Annotated in this window: 13 protein-coding genes, 2 tRNA genes and 1 pseudogene; 10 read left to right on the forward strand and 6 right to left on the reverse strand. The window is 60.2% G+C overall.

Annotated features, from left to right (window positions below):
* Positions 1-32: 32 nt before the first annotated feature.
* Entirely contained in the window at positions 33-1106 is a 1074-nt protein-coding gene (locus tag D3Y57_RS12770) for a ribonucleotide-diphosphate reductase subunit beta (RefSeq protein WP_121153302.1), read from the reverse strand.
* 105 nt (positions 1107-1211) lie between these two features.
* Between D3Y57_RS12770 and D3Y57_RS12775 the strand changes: the two genes are divergently transcribed.
* A complete protein-coding gene (locus D3Y57_RS12775; RefSeq protein ID WP_121153303.1) occupies positions 1212-1454 on the forward strand; it encodes a DUF2171 domain-containing protein in 243 nt (80 codons plus the stop codon).
* A gap of 37 nt (positions 1455-1491) precedes the next feature.
* Here D3Y57_RS12775 and D3Y57_RS12780 read toward each other — a convergent pair whose 3' ends face one another.
* Entirely contained in the window at positions 1492-3360 is a 1869-nt protein-coding gene (locus D3Y57_RS12780) for a ribonucleoside-diphosphate reductase subunit alpha (protein ID WP_430739044.1), read from the reverse strand.
* A gap of 392 nt (positions 3361-3752) precedes the next feature.
* On the opposite strand from D3Y57_RS12780, the gene D3Y57_RS12785 reads away from it, so the two are divergent.
* Together D3Y57_RS12785 and D3Y57_RS12790 are read left to right on the forward strand one after the other, a co-directional pair.
* A complete protein-coding gene (locus tag D3Y57_RS12785; protein WP_121155884.1) occupies positions 3753-5276 on the forward strand; it encodes a fumarate hydratase in 1524 nt (507 codons plus the stop codon).
* A 106-nt stretch (positions 5277-5382) separates the two neighbouring features.
* Complete coding sequence (locus D3Y57_RS12790) at positions 5383-6558, forward strand: MBL fold metallo-hydrolase (RefSeq protein WP_121153305.1); 1176 nt, start codon at positions 5383-5385, stop codon at positions 6556-6558.
* Here the strand turns inward: D3Y57_RS12790 and D3Y57_RS12795 are convergent.
* Positions 6555-7475: an N-acetylmuramoyl-L-alanine amidase family protein gene (locus D3Y57_RS12795; RefSeq protein ID WP_121153306.1), complete on the reverse strand. Its 921-nt coding sequence runs from the start codon at positions 7473-7475 to the stop codon at positions 6555-6557. The genes D3Y57_RS12790 and D3Y57_RS12795 overlap by 4 nt on opposite strands.
* A gap of 390 nt (positions 7476-7865) precedes the next feature.
* Here D3Y57_RS12795 and D3Y57_RS12800 point away from each other — a divergent pair, with 390 nt between their 5' ends.
* The 3 genes from D3Y57_RS12800 to D3Y57_RS12810 all read left to right on the forward strand — a co-directional run bounded on the left by D3Y57_RS12800 (position 7866) and on the right by D3Y57_RS12810 (position 12827).
* Positions 7866-10646, forward strand: a complete 2781-nt coding sequence (locus D3Y57_RS12800) for an Rne/Rng family ribonuclease (protein ID WP_205590054.1) — start codon at positions 7866-7868, stop codon at positions 10644-10646.
* 109 nt (positions 10647-10755) lie between these two features.
* A complete protein-coding gene (locus D3Y57_RS12805) occupies positions 10756-12102 on the forward strand; it encodes a M48 family metalloprotease (RefSeq protein ID WP_121153307.1) in 1347 nt (448 codons plus the stop codon).
* Positions 12099-12827: a DsbA family protein gene (locus tag D3Y57_RS12810; RefSeq protein WP_430739006.1), complete on the forward strand. Its 729-nt coding sequence runs from the start codon at positions 12099-12101 to the stop codon at positions 12825-12827. The genes D3Y57_RS12805 and D3Y57_RS12810 overlap by 4 nt, the downstream gene beginning before the upstream one ends.
* A 33-nt stretch (positions 12828-12860) precedes the next feature.
* On the opposite strand, the gene D3Y57_RS12815 is transcribed toward D3Y57_RS12810, so the two are convergent.
* Positions 12861-12934, reverse strand: a tRNA-Gly gene (locus tag D3Y57_RS12815).
* 249 nt (positions 12935-13183) lie between these two features.
* Here D3Y57_RS12815 and D3Y57_RS12820 point away from each other — a divergent pair.
* Positions 13184-14335 carry a cupin domain-containing protein gene (locus D3Y57_RS12820; protein WP_121153308.1) on the forward strand — a complete coding sequence of 384 codons (1152 nt, stop codon included), beginning with the start codon at positions 13184-13186 and terminating at the stop codon, positions 14333-14335.
* A 2-nt stretch (positions 14336-14337) separates the two neighbouring features.
* Positions 14338-14850, forward strand: a pseudogene (locus D3Y57_RS12825) (pseudouridine synthase); the annotation flags it as partial.
* A gap of 44 nt (positions 14851-14894) precedes the next feature.
* Here the strand turns inward: D3Y57_RS12825 and D3Y57_RS12830 are convergent.
* Together D3Y57_RS12830 and D3Y57_RS12835 are read right to left on the reverse strand one after the other, a co-directional pair.
* Positions 14895-16535, reverse strand: coding sequence for an NAD(P)/FAD-dependent oxidoreductase (locus D3Y57_RS12830; protein WP_121155890.1), 1641 nt, complete (start codon positions 16533-16535; stop codon positions 14895-14897).
* Positions 16536-16596: 61 nt separating this feature from the next.
* A tRNA-Tyr gene (locus tag D3Y57_RS12835) sits at positions 16597-16682 on the reverse strand.
* An 80-nt stretch (positions 16683-16762) separates the two neighbouring features.
* Between D3Y57_RS12835 and rlmB the strand changes: the two genes are divergently transcribed.
* On the forward strand, positions 16763-17515 hold the full coding sequence (gene rlmB / locus D3Y57_RS12840; RefSeq protein ID WP_121153310.1) for a 23S rRNA (guanosine(2251)-2'-O)-methyltransferase RlmB: 753 nt from the start codon (positions 16763-16765) through the stop codon (positions 17513-17515).
* Positions 17515-18285: a hypothetical protein gene (locus D3Y57_RS12845; RefSeq protein ID WP_239025830.1), complete on the forward strand. Its 771-nt coding sequence runs from the start codon at positions 17515-17517 to the stop codon at positions 18283-18285. The genes rlmB and D3Y57_RS12845 overlap by 1 nt, the downstream gene beginning before the upstream one ends.
* Positions 18286-18313: the final 28 nt, after the last annotated feature.

Consider the following 18313-nt stretch of genomic DNA (forward strand, 5'->3'; position numbering starts at 1 on the left):
ACTCCCATAACTTCAATGAGGCGAAGAATCACCTATTCCGCCGCCACACTCTGCCCGAACATATCCATCACCTTCGCGCCGACATCTTCGTTTGCCGCTGCTTCGCTTGCCGCTTCGCCTGCGGCCTGTGCGCCCTTGCGGCGGTCGAAGCTGTCCCAGACTTCACCCCAGTTACCGCGTGTTGCGCCCTTTGAATATTCGGTCGCGCGGGTTTCGAAGAAGTTGGCGTGTTCGACACCGTTGAGCAGTGGGGCGAGCCACGGCAGGGGGTGTTCCTCGATCATGTAGATCGGTTTGAATCCGAGCTGCCCCAGTCGCCAGTCGGCGATGAAGCGGATGTATTTCTTGATTTCCTTCGGGCTCATGCCGGGGACCGGACCCTGTTCGAAGGCGAGGTCGATGAACGCGTCTTCGAGGCGGACGGTCTTTTGGCAGGCGTCCATGATATCGTCGCGGACCGATTTGGTCAGGCAACCGCGTTCGGCACAAAACGCGTGGAACAACTGAATGATGCCCTCGCAATGGAGGCTTTCGTCGCGGATGCTCCAGCTTACGATCTGACCCATGCCCTTCATCTTGTTGAAGCGCGGGAAGTTCATCAGCATCGCGAAGGATGCGAACAGTTGCAGCCCCTCTGTAAAGCCACCGAACATGGCAAGCGTGCGGGCGATATCCTCGTCCGTATCGACACCGAAGGTCGCCAGATAGTCGTGCTTGTCCTTCATTTCCTTATATTGAAGGAACATGCCGTACTCGCTCTCAGGCATCCCGATGGTGTCGAGGAGATGTGAGTAAGCGGCGATGTGGACCGTTTCCATGTTCGAAAATGCGGCGAGCATCATCTTGATCTCGACCGGTTTGAACACGCGGCTGTATTTCTCGTGGTAGCAATCCTGCACCTCGATATCGGCCTGCGTGAAAAAGCGGAAAATCTGGGTCAGAAGATTGCGCTCATGGTCGGTCAGTTTCTGCGCCCAGTCGCGGCAGTCCTCTCCGAGTGGCACTTCCTCTGGCATCCAGTGGATCTGCTGCTGGCGTTTCCAGAACTCATAGGCCCAGGGGTATTCGAAGGGCTTATACTGATTGCGGACTTCGGTGAGGGACATGATCTATGCCTTCTGCAAGATAAAAAATTGGGCGGGGGTCAGGCGTCGAGGGACCGAATGACCAGTCAGGCGTTGTGATGTCGAAACCAACCAAAGGAAAAAACGATGGCCGATCTTTCGCAGGTTAAAGAACACGCCGAAGTCATTGGTGCCGATGGCGTTCATGTCGGCACGGTGGATCACGTTCAGGGCGACCGTATAAAGCTGACCAAGAAGGACAGCGGACAGGGCGGCCATGAAGGTCATCATCATTATATCTCCGGCGGACTGGTCGCTGGCGTCGAAGGCGGCAAGGTGCGGTTGAGCGCAAATGCCGACGTCGCCGTGACGTTCGAAGAAGAAGCGTAAGCCAGACCGATGGCCTCGCGTGTTACGGCCTCTCGGGTCACTGACACGCGAGACATTCGTCGTAATCCTTCTCCGCCAGTTGGATGATCGGCGCGAGTGCGGTGTTGTCCGCCTCTACGCCGCCAGCAAAACCGGCGCGCTGGATCGATTTCGAGCGCAAGTAATAGAGTGACTTCACGCCCAGTTCCCACGCGCGGAAGTGGAGCATGAGCAGATCCCATTTTTCCACATCGGCGGGGATGAACAGGTTCAGCGACTGAGCCTGATCGATATAGGGCGTGCGATCGGCGGCGAGTTCGAGCAGCCAGCGCTGGTCGATTTCAAAGCTGGTCTTGTAGGTGTCCTTCTCGTCCTGGCTCAGGAAATCGAGATGCTGGACCGAACCGCCCTGTTCGAGGATCGAGTTCCACACCGCGTCGCTGTTCTTCGATTTTTCCGACAGTAGCTTTTCCAGATACGGATTGCGGATCGAGAAGCTGCCCGACAGCGTCTTGTGCGTATAGATGTTGGCCGGGATCGGTTCGATGCACGCGCTGGTGCCGCCGCAGATGATGCTGATCGACGCGGTCGGCGCGATTGCCATTTTGCAACTGAACCGTTCCATCACGCCGCGATCGGCGGCATCGGGGCAGGGGCCACGCTCTGTCGCGAGCAGCATCGACGCCTCGTTGGCGGCGGTGCTGATGTGGCGGAAGATTTTGAGGTTCCACGACTTCGCCATCGCGCCTTCGAAAGCGAGGTTGCGCGCCTGTAGAAAGCTGTGGAAGCCCATCACGCCCAAACCGACCGAACGCTCACGCCCGGCGGAGTATTTGGCGCGGGCCATTTCAGGCGGCGCGCGGTCGATATAGTCGGTAAGGACGTTGTCGAGGAAACGCATGACGTCCTCGATGAAAACGCGATCGTCCTTCCACTCATCCCAGGTTTCGAGATTGAGCGAAGACAGGCAACACACCGCCGTGCGATCATTACCCAGATGGTCGCGACCCGTGGGCAAAGTAATTTCGGAGCAAAGGTTCGACGTGCTGACCTTCAGGCCAAGTTCACGATGGTGGCGCGGCATGGCGCGATTCACTGTGTCGGCGAACACGATATAGGGTTCACCAGTGGCAAGACGGGTTTCGACGAGCTTTTGGAACAGGCTGCGCGCATCGACGGTCGCGCGAACGCTGCCGTCCTTGGGCGAAAGCAGGTTCCATTCCGAACCGCTGCGGACTGCTTCCATAAAGGCATCGGTCAGCAACACGCCGTGATGCAGATTCAGCGCCTTGCGGTTGAAATCGCCCGATGCTTTGCGGATTTCGAGGAACTCCTCGATCTCTGGATGTGAAACGTCGAGATAGCAGGCGGCCGAACCGCGACGCAGCGATCCCTGTGAGATTGCGAGGGTCAGCGAATCCATGACGCGGACGAACGGGATGATGCCGCTGGTCTTGCCGTTGAGGCCAACGGGTTCGCCGATGCCACGGACGTTGCCCCAGTAAGTGCCGATGCCGCCGCCGCGCGATGCGAGCCAGACGTTTTCGTTCCAGGTTTCGACGATCCCTTCGAGGCTGTCGGGAACCGAGTTCAGATAGCAGGAGATCGGCAGGCCGCGCCCGGTGCCGCCGTTCGACAGCACTGGCGTCGAAGGCATGAACCACAATTTCGAGATATAGTCGTAGAGGCGCTGGGCATGGGCGGCATCGTCGGCATAGGCAGAGGCCACGCGCACGAACAGATCCTGATAGGATTCACCCGGCAGCAGATAGCGATCGGTCAGCGTTTCCTTGCCGAAGTCGGTCAGCAGGGCATCGCGCGAATGATCGACATCGACCGGATAAGCCTGAGGCATGATCGTATGCGAATCGGTCTCGGGCCGCGGCTTCGAGGCAGCGACAACCGCTTCCATCAGATCGGCATTCATATCCCGCATCGCTCCATCACCATCTCGAAAATCCATCGCACACCCCCAAATTGTTCCGTTTTCGTTCGACTCGGAGGCGAACCTCCTCCTCTATCACAACACCGGGTCAAACGGGCAGATTTATCAACCTATCAGCACGTTTTTTCGACAGACACAGAACATCGGTCGCCGAAACGACGCGATACGCCTGATACTATCTATGGTGTCACACACGACCGAAGCCGCTCTATATAGTGCCTCATCTGGGAATATACGCAAGTCTGTAATTTCGATTTTTGCCACTCGGTTCGTCGCAATTTCGATTTAGCCTGATGGCGTGGACGTCAGGCGTCGGGGCCGCTATTCGGGCGAAAAGGGCGCAAACCCGACGTATTTCGCCAAAGGGCTTTCAGATGATCACAATTCGCGAATCCGACTTGATCGAAAGCGTCGCCGACGCGCTGCAATATATCAGTTATTTTCACCCGATGGATTATATCCGGGCGCTCGGTGTCGCTTACGAAGCGGAGCAGGGTCCGGCGGCAAAGGACGCCATCGCCCAGATCCTGACGAACAGCCGGATGTGTGCAGAGGGGCATCGGCCCATCTGTCAGGATACCGGCATCGTCACGGTCTTCATCAAATGGGGGCAGGAGTGCCGGCTGGAATCGACGCGGTCGTTGCAAGAGGTCGTCGATGAAGGCGTGCGGCGCGCTTATCTGTACCCGGAGAACAAGCTGCGCGCGTCGATCGTCGCCGATCCTGCGTTCACTCGCGCGAATACCAAGGACAACACGCCGTCGGTCCTGAACGTCGAGATGGTCCCCGGCCACCATGTCGAAGTGACCGTCGCGGCCAAGGGCGGCGGCAGCGAAAACAAGAGCAAGTTCGCGATGCTGAACCCGAGCGATTCGATTGTCGACTGGGTGCTGGAGCAGATCCCGAAGATGGGCGCTGGCTGGTGCCCGCCGGGGATGCTCGGCATCGGGATCGGGGGAACTGCGGAAAAGGCGATGCTGTTGGCGAAAGAGTCGCTGATGGGCGATATCGACATGGCGCAGTTGAAACAGCGCGGACCGCAGAACGACACTGAAAAGATGCGGATCGAGATTTTCGACAAGGTGAATGCGCTGGGGATTGGGGCGCAGGGGCTTGGTGGCCTGGCGACGATCCTCGATGTAAAGATCGAAAGCTGGCCGACGCACGCCGCTTCGAAGCCGGTTGCGATGATCCCGAACTGTGCGGCCACGCGTCATGCGCATTTCCATCTGGACGGGTCGGGGCCGGCGTTTCTGGAGCCACCGAAGTTAAGCGAGTGGCCCGATGTGAACTGGACGCCGGACAAGGCGGCCAAGCGCGTCAATCTGGACACGCTGACCCGTGAGGAAGTCGCGAGCTGGTTGCCGGGTGATCGCCTGTTGCTGAACGGCAAAATGCTGACCGGGCGCGACGCAGCCCACAAACGCATTCAGGATATGCTGGCGAAGGGCGAGTCTTTGCCGGTCAGCTTTGCCGGGCGCGTGATCTATTATGTCGGGCCGGTCGATCCGATCGAGGGCGAAGTGGTTGGGCCTGCGGGGCCGACGACTGCCACGCGGATGGACAAGTTCACCGAGATGATGCTCGCCGAAACCGGACTAATCGCGATGGTCGGCAAAGCTGAGCGCGGCCCCACCGGCATTGCGGCGATCAAGAAGCATAAGGCCGCCTATCTGATGGCGGTCGGCGGTGCTGCATATCTGGTGGCGCGGGCGATCAAGGCGTCGACGGTTGTTGGATTCGCCGATCTGGGCATGGAGGCGATCTATGAGTTCACGGTTGAGGATATGCCGGTGACGGTCGCTGTCGATGCGACCGGGGAAAGCGTCCACCAGACCGCGCCGCTCGTTTGGCAAAAGAAGATCGCCGAGGAGCGATTGCTGCTGGAGAGCGTTTAACCCTAGCCGCTTCCCTTCGACAGGCCCAAGGGAAGCGATTGATATCATTTCGGCTGATGGTTGAGGGTGGAAACAGCATCCTCGCAACGGAAATCAGGGGTCAACCATGCAGCGCGCGATCAGGGTTTTCGGAAGCGTACTGTTGTGGGCAGTAGTCGCCCTGTGTTGCGCGATCATCGTTGTTCCGCGCTTCCTCGACCGGATCTATTATGAGGGGCCGGCATCGCCCCACTTCGACACGGCACGCTTTTTCAATCCCGATGGTGAGGACACGGCGGCACCGCCCACCGGGGGCAGCCGCACAAATTTCTTCGTGCGCTATTTCCTGCAAGATGACGGTCGGCCGCTCTGGCCGACCCATGTGGCGGTCACGCCAAGCAAGCCTGCCGCCCGCGTCGATGGACAGCGCATGGTCGTGACGTGGATCGGACACGCCACCGTGCTGATTCAGACGCAGGGGCTGAATATCCTGACCGACCCGATCTGGGCCAACACCTCTGGCCCCTATGGTTTCGGGCCAAGGCGTGTCACCGAACCGGGCGTGCGCTTTGTCGATCTGCCGAAAATCGACGTCGTGCTAATCAGTCACGACCATTATGATCATATGAGCCTGCCCATGCTCAGACAATTATGGGGTCGCGATAAGCCACTCATCATAACAAGCCTCGGTAACGACAAGGTGATGGCGGGCGTGAAGTCGGTCGCGCGCGACTGGGGCGGGCGCGTCAATGTGCGTCCGGGCATCGACGTTATCGTCACGCGAAATCACCATTGGGGCACGCGTTTCATGGCCGACCGCAACCGCGCGCTATGGTCCAGTTTTGTCGTGACATTGCCCGGCGGCAATCTGTTCTTTGCGGGCGACACAGGCTTTGGCGATGGAAAATGGCCTGCAGAGGCGCGCGCTTATGGCCCGATCCGGCTGGCGCTGCTGCCGATCGGCGCGTTCCGGTTCCTTCCCGGCCAGATGAGCATCGCCAGCCATATCGGACCGATCGATGCAGCCGAAGTGTTCCAGAGGCTTGGTGCATCGCGGGCGATTGCGATTCATTGGGGGACGTTCCGCCTGAGCTACGAAGCGCGTGATACGCCGCCGAAACTGCTTGATGCGGTGATGAAATGCCGTACCGATATTGGTGGGGGGCGAGCGTTTACCGCGGTCGCTCCCGGTGTTGCGACCGAAGTAGCGTCGATGTTGCCCGAACCGGCGATGGCCGCGCCGGTTACCCGCGATCAGGTCATTCACTGTCTGGACACGCCGCAAGTCCGTGCCTTGCGTTAACGGGCGGCCGTCCTTCGCGCGAACTGGATATCGACCGCGCGCCGGACGGCCAGCGCAATTGCTGCCTTTCCCTCTGGCGACACCAGCCGGGCAACGTCGACCGGATTGGTGACATAGCCGACCTCGAACAAAATGGCGGGCGTGTCGGGGGCTTTTAAAACCGCAAAACCAGCCATCCGGTGAAATTCACCCCGGAACGGCACTGACCCGGTCGCCTCTCGACGCAACACATCGGCAAATCGCGACGATGCGTTCATCGTTTCTCGCTGGGCGAGGTCGATGAGGATCGACGACACGTCCGAACCCTGACCCGATAAATTAACGCCGTTGATGATGTCGGCCTTATTCTCGCGCGCTGCCAGACGCCCTGCGGTCGCGTCAGACGCCACTTCGGACAGCGTATAGATCGTCGCCCCCGTTGCCCCGGTCATCGGTGCACTATCGGCGTGAACTGAAATGAACAGGTCGGCCTTTAGCTCGCGCGCAATCTGGGCGCGTTCCTGCAACACCAGAAAACGGTCGTCGTCGCGAGTCAGCGCGACCCGGACGCGCCCGCCGCGCACCAGCTCGTCCCGTATTGCGCGGGCAACAGATAGAGTGATGTCCTTCTCACGCGTACCATCGGTCGATGAAACCGCGCCCGGATCATGCCCGCCGTGCCCCGCGTCGATCACGACGAGTGGCCGATCGGCCCGGCCCGCCACGACCGGACGGGGCAGGCCCGGTTCCGGCGGATCGAGCAAAATGTTGAGGCTGTAGCGACTGTGGGGCGGTCGTGAGCTTCGCGCTGTCCCGGCAGCCAGAGTCGGACGTTCTACCTGTAAAGCATCGGTCAGCACCGCGTCACCGCCGTTCCCCGTAATTCCGGGTGGCGACAAAAGACCGAGCATGGCCGATATGATGATCGCCGTGGGCATTAACCATCCATGCCGTGTCTACCCCTGCCGGGTCCAGCGTTTCATGATTTTACCGTTGCGAGTCGGATATTTCAGGCGAACGGCCGCGACTTGCTCCCGTATGACATGACTGCTACCACTTGTGGCACAACGGTTCGGGGGAACCCGTCCGAACTGTTTTTACAGACCGCGCAGCCGATTCTCTCGGCCCGGTCACTCAGGTTGAAGCTCGCATGATGCATGGTTTTCCGCATGACCGCACGGCTTTCCAAAGCGCAGCGGCTTGCCGGATCGTGAACCCGGCGCACGTCGCCCGGCATGCAAAGCGAGCAGAGGCAATTTCCATTCCATCCAGCCGGACGGGCGAGGTGCGCGGGTTCGCATCTTCGTTACCGTCCCGGAGACACTTAAATGACAATGCGTATGCTAATCGATGCGCGCCACCGGGAAGAAACCCGTGTCGCGGTCGTCAAAGGTAACAACCGGATCGAAGAGTTCGATTTCGAATCCGCCGAACACAAGCAGCTCAAGGGCAATATCTACCTCGCCAAGGTAACCCGCGTCGAACCATCGCTGCAGGCGGCCTTCATTGAATATGGCGGCAATCGCCACGGTTTCATGGCGTTCAGCGAAATCCATCCGGACTATTACCAGATCCCGAAGGAAGACCGCGAAGCTCTGCTCGCCGAAGAAGCCGAACACGCCGCCGAAGAAGAGCGCCTGCGTGGCGGTCATGATGACGACGATGATTATGCCGATGGCGAGCATGGTGAGCATGACGATGGCGATCATGGGCATCATGACGATGAGCATCACGATGACGAGGACGGCGAAGTTGCCCCGCGCCCTGCATCGCAGAGCGGTCGTGGCGTCGACGAAAACGCAGCGGAGAATCTTCGCCAGAAGCGCATGAATTTGCGTCGTCGCTACAAGATTCAGGACGTGATCCGGCGCCGCCAGGTGCTGTTGGTTCAGGTCGTGAAGGAAGAGCGCGGTAACAAGGGCGCGGCGCTGACGACATATCTGTCGCTTGCCGGTCGTTATTGCGTGCTGATGCCCAACACGTCGCATGGCGGCGGGATCAGCCGGAAAATTTCGAACGTCGCCGATCGCAAGCGACTGAAGACGATCATGAGCGAACTCGATTTGCCAAAGTCGATGGGCTGCATCGTTCGCACAGCAGGCCTTCAGCGCACCAAGATCGAGATTCGTCGCGATTTCGATTATCTCGCCCGCTTGTGGGACGGTATTCGCGAAGAGACTTTGAAATCGGCAGCGCCCGCGCTCGTCTATCAGGACAGCGACCTTATCAAGCGCGCGATCCGCGATATCTATAACAAGGATATCGAGGAAGTGATCGTCGAGGGTGAGGAGGGATTCCGTCACGCCCGCGATTTCATGAAGCTGTTGATGCCGACTCATGCGCGGCGGGTGAAGCCCTATGCCGACGCGGTGCCGCTGTTCCAGCGCAACCATGTCGAGGAACAGCTTTCGGCAATGTATCAGCCGGTCGTCCAGTTGAAATCGGGTGGCTATCTGGTCATCAACCCGACGGAAGCTCTGGTTTCGATCGACATTAACTCTGGTCGTTCGACGCGCGAACATGGGATTGAGGCGACTGCGGTCGGCACCAACCTTGAAGCCGCGCACGAGATCGCCCGTCAGTTGCGCCTGCGCGACATGGCCGGGCTGGTCGTGATCGATTTCATTGACATGGAGAACAACTCCAACGTCCGTAAGGTCGAAAAAGCCATGAAGATGGCGCTGTCCGATGACCGCGCCCGTATTCAGGTTGGGCGGATTTCTTCCTTCGGCCTGATGGAGATGAGCCGCCAGCGTTTGCGCACTGGCGTTCTCGAAGCATCGACGCGCCAGTGCCCGCATTGCGAAGGCACCGGGTTGGTCCGCACCGCGTCGTCGGCGGGTCTGTCGGCACTTCGGATGCTTGAGGAAGAAGCAGGCAAGGGTCGTGCAACGATCTTTACCCTGCGCGCCAGCACAGAGGCCGCGTTCTACGTCCTTAACCGCAAGCGTTTCGAAATCAGCGAAATCGAAGAACGCTTTGGCGTGCACATCGAAGTCCTGCCCGACGGCGAAGTCGAAGGCGCACGGATGACGGTGGAAGCAAGTGGTCCGCCGCCTGCACATCCGCCGCATTTCGAAATGCCGGTTTACGAGGAAGACCCCGAACTCGACCTGCTCGAGGAAGAGGAAGAAGAGGAAGAAGTCGAGGAAGCGCCCCGTGGAGATCGCGGCGAGCGTTCGGAACGTCCGCGCAATGCCGAGGGTGAAGGTGATGGCGAACCCCGTCGTCGTCGTCGTCGTCGTGGACGGCGCACGCGCCGCGATGGCGAAGAGGGCACGACTGGCGAACAGTCAGAGCCGGAACTCGACGAAAATGGCGAACCGATCGAACGCGAAGCTGTTGCGCCCCGCGACGCTGGTTCCAATGGCGAAGAAGGCGATGATGTCGCGGTCGCCGGTGAAACCACGGCCGAGGGTGAAGAGCGTCGTAGCCGTCGTGGACGTCGTGGCGGCCGTCGTCGCGGTCGCGGTCGTGGCGGTGAAAATGGTCAGGCTGAAGGTTCGGAAGCTGTCGAGGGTGCAGAAGCCACTGACGGTGGCGTTGCTTACGCATCGAACGCCGAGCCGGTTGTCGAGCCGATCCTTGCGGAAGCGGAAGCGACGATCGAGCCCGTTGCAGAAGCCAAGCCGAAGCGTGCGCGCAAGCGTCCGTCGAAGCGTGATGCAGAGCCAGTGTTGGCCGAGCCGGTGGTTGAGACTGTTCCTGAAGTGATCGAAGCCGCTCCGGTCGAAGCTGTTGCAGAAAAGCCGAAGCGCACCCGTCGTGCAAAGGCAGCACCTGTCGAAGCCGCGCCTGTCGAAACAGCAGCGCCGGTCGAAGACGTTGCCCCTGTGGCGGCTCCAGAGCCCGAAGCAGTCGCTCCTGTAGCCAAGCCGAAGCGCGCGAGCCGTGCCAAGGCTAAGGTGGCTCCGGCCGCGGAAACAGAAACACCGGCTCCTGTCGCTGTTGCTGAAACGGTATCTGAAGCGTCGGTTGCCGGCGTTGCTCAGGCAGCGGCACCATCGCCGCGCACGAGCGCTCCTGCGGTTGAGCCAACTGCCGAAGATGGCGAAGCCGAGCGGCCAAAGCGTGGCTGGTGGCAGAGCACGTTCGGCGCGAATAAGTAGGAACGGCTATCCCCGCCGCCTCTCGAACGGGGGCGGCGGGGATGCTGATCGCTGGATGACGCCCCCATCTTCACCCATCGTTCAGCGCGACCGGACGAAAGGGAGCGTCATGATTGAACGGTTTCTTCGCCGCGCGTTTGCCGTTGCGCTGGTCGTCACGTTGACGGTTCAGCCGGCCTTTGCCCAATCGATTCTGCGCGATGCCGAAACCGAGGCGCTTTTGCATGAAATGGCGGCGCCCCTGATCGAAGCTGCCGGGCTGCCTGCGAAAAACGTCGACATCATCCTCATCGGCGATCCAGAGATCAACGCGTTCGTCGCGGGGGGGCAGGTTGTCTATATCAATTCAGGCCTGCTGGCGGCGGCGGACAACGCCAATGAAGTTCAGGGCGTCATATCCCACGAACTCGGCCACCTTGCCGCGGGCGATGTCCTGCGCGGGGCCGATGGAGCAAGGATAGCAACCGGCATCTCAATCCTGTCGCTGATCCTTGGCGCGGCAGCGATCGCGGCGGGGGCAGGCGAAGCGGGCGCGGGTATTTTTGCAGCCGGACAGCAAGCCGCAATTGGCAAATATCTGGCTTTCTCAAGGACGCAGGAGTCCGCCGCCGATCAGTCGGGTCGCCGCTATCTCAGTAGTGCCGGAATCAGCGGTAAGGGCATGATCAGCTTTTTCAAAAAGCTGCAGGGGCAGGAATATCGTCTCGCGGTTCAGCAGGACAGTGCTTATGATCGCACCCACCCACTGACCGGCGACCGCATCCAGGTGCTTCAGGAAGCGCTTGAGGCCGATAAGGCGTGGAACAAGCCGACCGACCCGGCCATTGAGGCGCGGTTCCAGCGAGTGAAGGCCAAGCTGTTCGGCTTCATCAACGAGCCACGATATACGCTCAATCGCTATCCCGAAACCGACCAGTCGATCCCCGGCCATTATGCGCGTGCCTACGCCTATCATAAGTCTGCCTATCCCGACCGCGCGGTTGGAGAGGCCGACAAGTTGCTGGCCGCGATCCCTCATGATCCATATTTTGAGGAGTTGAAGGGCCAGATCCTCCTCGAATCAGGTCGCCCGAACGAGGCGCTTTCGGTGCTGCGCGATGCCGTACAGCGAACGAACTATTCGCCGTTGATCGCGGCATTGTTCGGTCACGCGCTGATCGCCACGGAAAACCCGCGCAACTATGCTGAGGCAAAATCGATCCTGAAATCGGCGATCGCGCGCGACAATCAAAACCCCTTTGCCTGGTATCAACTGGGCGTGATTTACAGTCACGAAGGGGACAACGCACGCGCCGCACTGGCGACCGCCGAACGCTTTAACCTGGAGGGTAACAGGGTTGCCGCACTCGCCAACGCAAAGATGGCGATGGTCGGCATACCGACCGGTTCCCCTGACTGGATTCGCGCGCAGGACATCGCGATGGTCTCTGAAAGCGGCGGCAAGAAGCGTAAATGATGAAATGGAGTAGTCAAATAGTGATCGGATTCGCAGCTTTGCTGGCAGGAGCCGCCGCGACGGTGGCCGTGACGACGCACGCACCGGTTTCGACCACCGACAAGGCGGCGATCGAGCGTATCGTGCACGATTACATCATGGAACACCCCGAAATCCTGCCCGAAGCGATGGAGCATTTGCGCGATCGGGAGATTGCCAAGGCGGTTGTCGCCAATCGTTCGATGATCGAAACGCCATTTGCCGGCGCGTGGGAAGGGTCGGCGTCCCCCGACGTCACGCTCGTCGAGTTCTTTGATTATGCCTGTGGATATTGCCGCGCGAGCATTCCGGTTATCGACCGATTGCTGAAGGAAGACCCGAAACTGCGCATCGTCTATCGCGAATTCCCCGTGCTGGGGCCGGACAGCGAAGCCGCAGCCAAGGTCAGTCTTGCGGCAGCAAAGGCGGGCAAATACGGCGCATTCCACCGCGCGCTGTTCGCAGAGGGCAGGCCTGAACCGCACGCCGTTTCACGCGTCGCCCAAAAGCTGGGGATCGATGCCAGTTTCGGCAACAGCCCGGAGGCCACGCGAGAGGTTGCCAATAATATGGAACTGCAACGCGCGCTGAACCTGACGGGCACGCCCAGTTGGGTGATTGGCGACAAGGTGCTGTCGGGGGCGGTCGGCTATGATGCGTTGAAAGCCGCTATCGCCGAAGCGCGCGCCGGGAAAGGCCGGGGCTAAACCCGGTCGTCCAGGGATATAGTCGTTTGGGTGTGGAGCGGGTGAAGGGAATCGAACCCTCGTCGTAAGCTTGGAAGGCTTCTGCTCTACCATTGAGCTACACCCGCAAGGTGCATCGCAAGATTGCGCGGGAGCCGATTGCCATGATCGCGACCCCGCCGTCAACCGAAACGCGGTTTTATTGCTCAGTCGGCCTTTCGAACAGCAAATGTTGCTCGCCGGACGGAGCGCGACACACCTGTCCTTTGGGCTATGCGGGTCAAACGGAATCCATGTAAGCTGCGGCGGCGACAGTGTGTCGTCGTCGGTCGCGGAAACTTTTTTGCCGCCCTGATGCCACTGCGTCGCGAGTCACTATGCAATTCAATAATTTCGATATCGACATTTTCCTGCGCGATTACTGGCAAAAGAAGCCGCTGCTGATCAGGAATCCCTGGAAATCCTGGGCCAATCCGCTCGACCCCGATGAGTTCGCGGGATTAGCCTGTGAGGATGAAGTCGAATCGCGTCTGATCATCCAAACTCGCAAGACGATGAAAGTCGAACACGGCCCATTCGCGGAAAAGCGGTTCAGCAAGCTCGGCAAAAAGCCGTGGACGATGTTGGTTCAGGCCGTCGACCATTTCGTGCCGGAGGTTGCCACGCTTATCGAGCCGTTTCGTTTCATTCCGAACTGGCGCATCGACGATGTGATGGTGAGCTATGCCTCGGACGGCGGGGGCGTAGGTCCGCATTTCGATCAATATGACGTGTTTCTGGTTCAGGGTTTGGGCAAGCGCCGCTGGCAAGTCGGCGCGCTCTGCGATCAGGCAACCGCGTTGTTGCCGAACGACGATCTGCGCCTGCTTGCCGAGTTTGAGGCAACTGACGAGTGGATATTGGAGCCGGGCGATATTCTGTATGTGCCGCCGCGCATTGCCCACAATGGAGTTGCGGTGGGTGACGACTGCATGACCTATTCGGTCGGTTTTCGCGCGCCTGCTCGCAGCGAACTCATCGCGCACTGGTGCGACCAACTGCTTGCGAATTTGCCGGACGATGACCGGTACGAAGACCCGAATTTACAGCCTCAGAAAAACCCCGGCGAAATAACCGCGAACACCGTCGCGGAACTGCACGCGATGATTACCGCCAAAATGGCCGATCGCGATGCGTTCGCGCGCTGGTTCGGGCAGTATAACAGCACCCGCAAAAACCCCGACCTGAGTTGGCAACCGGAAGAGGCCGTCCGCGCCGAGCGATTGCGCGAATTTATCATCGACGGGATGCCGCTGCGCCGCGACCCGGCCTCGCGTTTCTCGTTTGTGCGGCGACCGGCAAAATCGGTTTGGTTGTTCGTGGACGGTCAAAGTTTCGAATGCACCAGGGAAACCGCCGCGTTTGCCGAAAAACTCTGTGCGCAGGACCATTTCACCGTCGATCCGAAACTGACCAAATTGGACGCAGCGATGACTTTGATCGTGCAATTGGTGAGCCAGGGCAGCGTGACGTTCGACCAAGAGGATTAAATGTGATCCTGTTTAACAAGCCGTATGGAGTCCTGTCGCAATTCACCGATCGCAGTACGGGATCGGCGCGCCAGACGCTGTCGGATTACATCGATTTGCCGGGCGTTTATCCTGCCGGACGGCTCGATCTGGACAGCGAGGGTCTGTTGCTGCTGACCGACGATGGCAGGATGCAGGCGCGGATTGCCGATCCGAAGTTCAAGATGCCGAAGGCTTATCTGGTGCAAGTCGAAGGCGAACCGGACGAGGCCAGCCTCGCTTCTCTAAGGCAGGGTGTGAAGCTGAAAGACGGTACGACCCGCCCGGCGGAGGTCGAACGCATCGAGGATCCTGCGCTTTGGCCGCGCGACCCGCCGGTTCGGTTTCGCAAAAGCGTGCCGGACTGCTGGATCAAGCTGGTGATTCGTGAAGGGCGAAACCGGCAAGTACGCCGGATGACGGCGGCAGTCGGCTATCCGACACTCCGGCTGGTACGGTGGAGCATCGGCGACTGGACGATCGACGGAATCCCCCCGGTACATGGCAACAAACACTCCGCAACTCATAGTTGCGGCTGCTTCTACAACGCGACAGGAAGCGCCGGACCGTTCATGCTCAAAGCCACCGCCTCTGCGACCTTTATGCCATCCACTGCTGCGGAAAGGATGCCGCCCGCATAGCCCGCGCCTTCTCCTGCCGGGAAAAGGCCCGCTGTGTTCAGGCTCTGAAAAGTCTCGCCGCGCGTAAAGCGAACCGGCGAGGATGTGCGGGTCTCGACACCCGTCAGCAGAACATCGGGGTGATCGTATCCCGGAATCTGACGACCGAATACCGGCAGAGCCTCCCGCATCGCCGTCACCGCGAAATCGGGAAGGCATTGCGACAGATCGGTCAGGTGGACGCCGGGCCGATACGATGGAGTCACCTCGCCCAGCGCTTGGGAAGATCGTCCGGCAAGAAAGTCTCCCAGCTTTTGCGCAGGAGCCTTGTAGGTCGAGCCGCCGGCAACATAGGCCAGCGACTCCCAGTGACGCTGCAATGCGATACCCGCCAGTGGATCGCCGGGATAATCGCGCGCCGGGTCGATCGCGACGACCAACCCGGAATTGGCGTTACGTTCGTTGCGTGAATATTGGCTCATGCCATTGGTCGCGACCCGGCCGACCTCCGATGTCGCCGCGACCACCGTGCCGCCCGGACACATGCAAAAGCTGTAAACCGTGCGGCCGTTCGAACAGTGGTGCGACAAACTATAGTCCGCCGCACCAAGGATCGAATTGCCCGCGTCGGCACCGAATCTCGCGGTGTCGATCCACGATTGCGGATGTTCGATACGGACGCCGATGGAGAAAGGCTTGGCCTCGACATACACGCCCGCCGCGTGAAGCATCTCGAACGTGTCGCGCGCGCTATGGCCGATCGCCAACACGACATGATCTGCCTCGATCGTCTCGCCCGTGTGCAGGTGGAGGCCGCGTATCCGGCGCTCGCCTGTTGAATCGACTGCGATGTCGAGACCATCGACCCGGCTGGAGAATCGATATTCACCGCCAAGCGACTCGATCGTTTCGCGCATACTTTCGACCATCGTCACCAGACGGAAGGTGCCGATATGCGGATGCGCCTCGGTGAGTATTTCAGAAGGCGCACCGGCTTTGACGAACTCGGTCAGCACCTTGCGGTCAAGGTTCCGCTGATCCTTGATCCGACTGTAAAGTTTGCCGTCTGAAAATGTACCGGCACCACCTTCGCCGAACTGCACGTTCGATTCGGGGTTCAGCACACCGCGCCGCCAAAGGCCCCAGGTGTCCTTTGTGCGTTCCCGCACGACCTTGCCCCGGTCGAGGATAATCGGACGATACCCCATCTGGGCGAGGATCAGCCCTGCAAACAGGCCACAGGGGCCTGCGCCGATCACCACCGGCCGTTTCGACGCCGTACCCTCTGGAGCCTGCGCGACGAAGCGATAGCGCGTGTCGGGCGTCCGCTGGACATTCCGGTCCTTGGCAAAGCGCGCGAGAGTTGCCGCCTCATCCTTCACATTCACATCGACCGAATAGACCAGCAGGATGTTCGCCTTGTCCCGCGCATCATGAGCGCGGCGCGCAACGACATGACGGACCAGTTCACGCGGCGTAATCCGCAGTCGTTTGCAGATAGCGGCGGGCAGCGCTTCATCCGCATGATGGAGCGGCAGCGTCAATTCTGTAAGGCGCAACATGGCGGCGGCCATAGCGGGTGCGAAAGCGGCGCGCCATCGTGGCGGCGCCGAAATCGTTTAATGGTGGACAGGGCTGGATTCGAACCAGCGTACCCTTGCGAGAGCAGATTTACAGTCTGCCGCCTTTAACCACTCGGCCACCTGTCCACACGCTTTGTAACAAGCGAGCGGGTGCCATTGGCGAAAGCGGGCTTGCCTGTCAACGCGACACCGGCGAAAGAGCCGGAATGAGACGTGGACATAGACCATCACAGGCTGCCGGGGGGCGTATTCGCTTCTGGGGCCGCCATGCCGTTATCGCGGCCCTTGCCAACCCAGAGCGTGAAGTTCGCAAGCTGTGGGGCACCCGTGAGGCCGTAGGGGCGCTTGAGGTGCCCTTGCCATCGCTTCTGCCTGTTACGTTTGCTGACGTGGCCGATCTGGGCCGGATGGTGCCCAGTGACGCACCGCACCAGGGCCTGGTGATCGAGGTCGATCCTCTGGAAGATATCTGGATAGGCGATCTGATCGAACTGGGTCGCGACGACCGGCGGCCATTGGTCGTGCTGGATCAGGTGACCGATCCGCATAACGTCGGCGCGGTGTTGCGCTCGGCGGCGGCGTTCAACGCGCTGGGGATTGTGACGCAGGACCGGCACGCGCCGCCCGAATCGGGTGCGCTGGCACGTGCAGCATCAGGAGCGCTGGAACTGGTGCCGTGGGTCCGCGTGGTCAATCTGGCACGCGCACTGGAAGAGATGGCCGAAGCGACCTTCTGGCGAGTCGGGCTGGCCGGTGACGGTCCGGTGGTGATCGGCGAAGCATTCAACGAGGCTAAAGTCGCGCTGGTGCTGGGAGCAGAGGGCGAGGGGATGCGGCAGAACGTGAAATCGCATTGCGATCTGATCGCGCGCTTGCCGATCAGTCCAAAAGTCGAAAGCCTGAACGTATCGAACGCAGCGGCAATCGCGCTGTATGCAGAAGCTAACCGGGGGAAATAATGGCGAATCGGGATATGGGAGGTTTCGCGCGAATTGCGGCTATTTTGGTCGCGCCGCTATTGCTGTTTGGATGCCTGCTGACGCCCGGCAAGTTCGTGTCGACCATGACGATCAATGCCGACCGCACTTTCGCGTTCACCTATAAGGGAGAGGTGATCGCGCTCGACCCGAGTTCGGCGATGAAGGGATTCGGCGACAAGCCCGGAACTGACGACGATGCAACGCCTCCTGCCAAGGGGACGTCGTCCGACGGCGACGATCAGCCTGCGCTGCGTCCGATCGCGGCCACGACGACCAAGGATGCTCCCGAAGAGGACGCCGAGACCAAGAACCGCGCCATCGCAGCCTCGCTGTCAAAGGAATATGGCTATCGGTCGGTCGTCTATCAGGGGAAAGGCAAGTTCCTGATCGATTATGCGATCACCGGCACGCTGACCCACAATTTCACGTATCCGTTCAATTCCGACGCAGAGGCGATCTTTCCGTTTGTTGTCATCGAATTGCGGCAGGGCGGCCTCGTCCGCGTGAAGGCGCCGGGCTTTGCAAGCAACGCGAACAGCAATGGCGCAGGCGGCATGGGCGCGATGAGCGGCAGCGATCAGGCGTCGAAGTCACTCGACGGCGTATTTACGCTTGATACCAATGCCGAGATCGTGAGCCAGAACAACGAGGAAGGCGCGAAGATAATTGCAGGGCGCAAGACTATCGTGTGGAAGGCCACCCCGCTGACCAAGGATGCCCCGAGCGCGGTTCTGAAACTGGCGCGGTAAGTTTCCGCTATTCAACAGGCCGTCCTGC

The sequence above is a fragment of the Sphingomonas paeninsulae genome (genome assembly GCF_003660165.1).
GTDB lineage: Bacteria > Pseudomonadota > Alphaproteobacteria > Sphingomonadales > Sphingomonadaceae > Sphingomonas_O > Sphingomonas_O paeninsulae.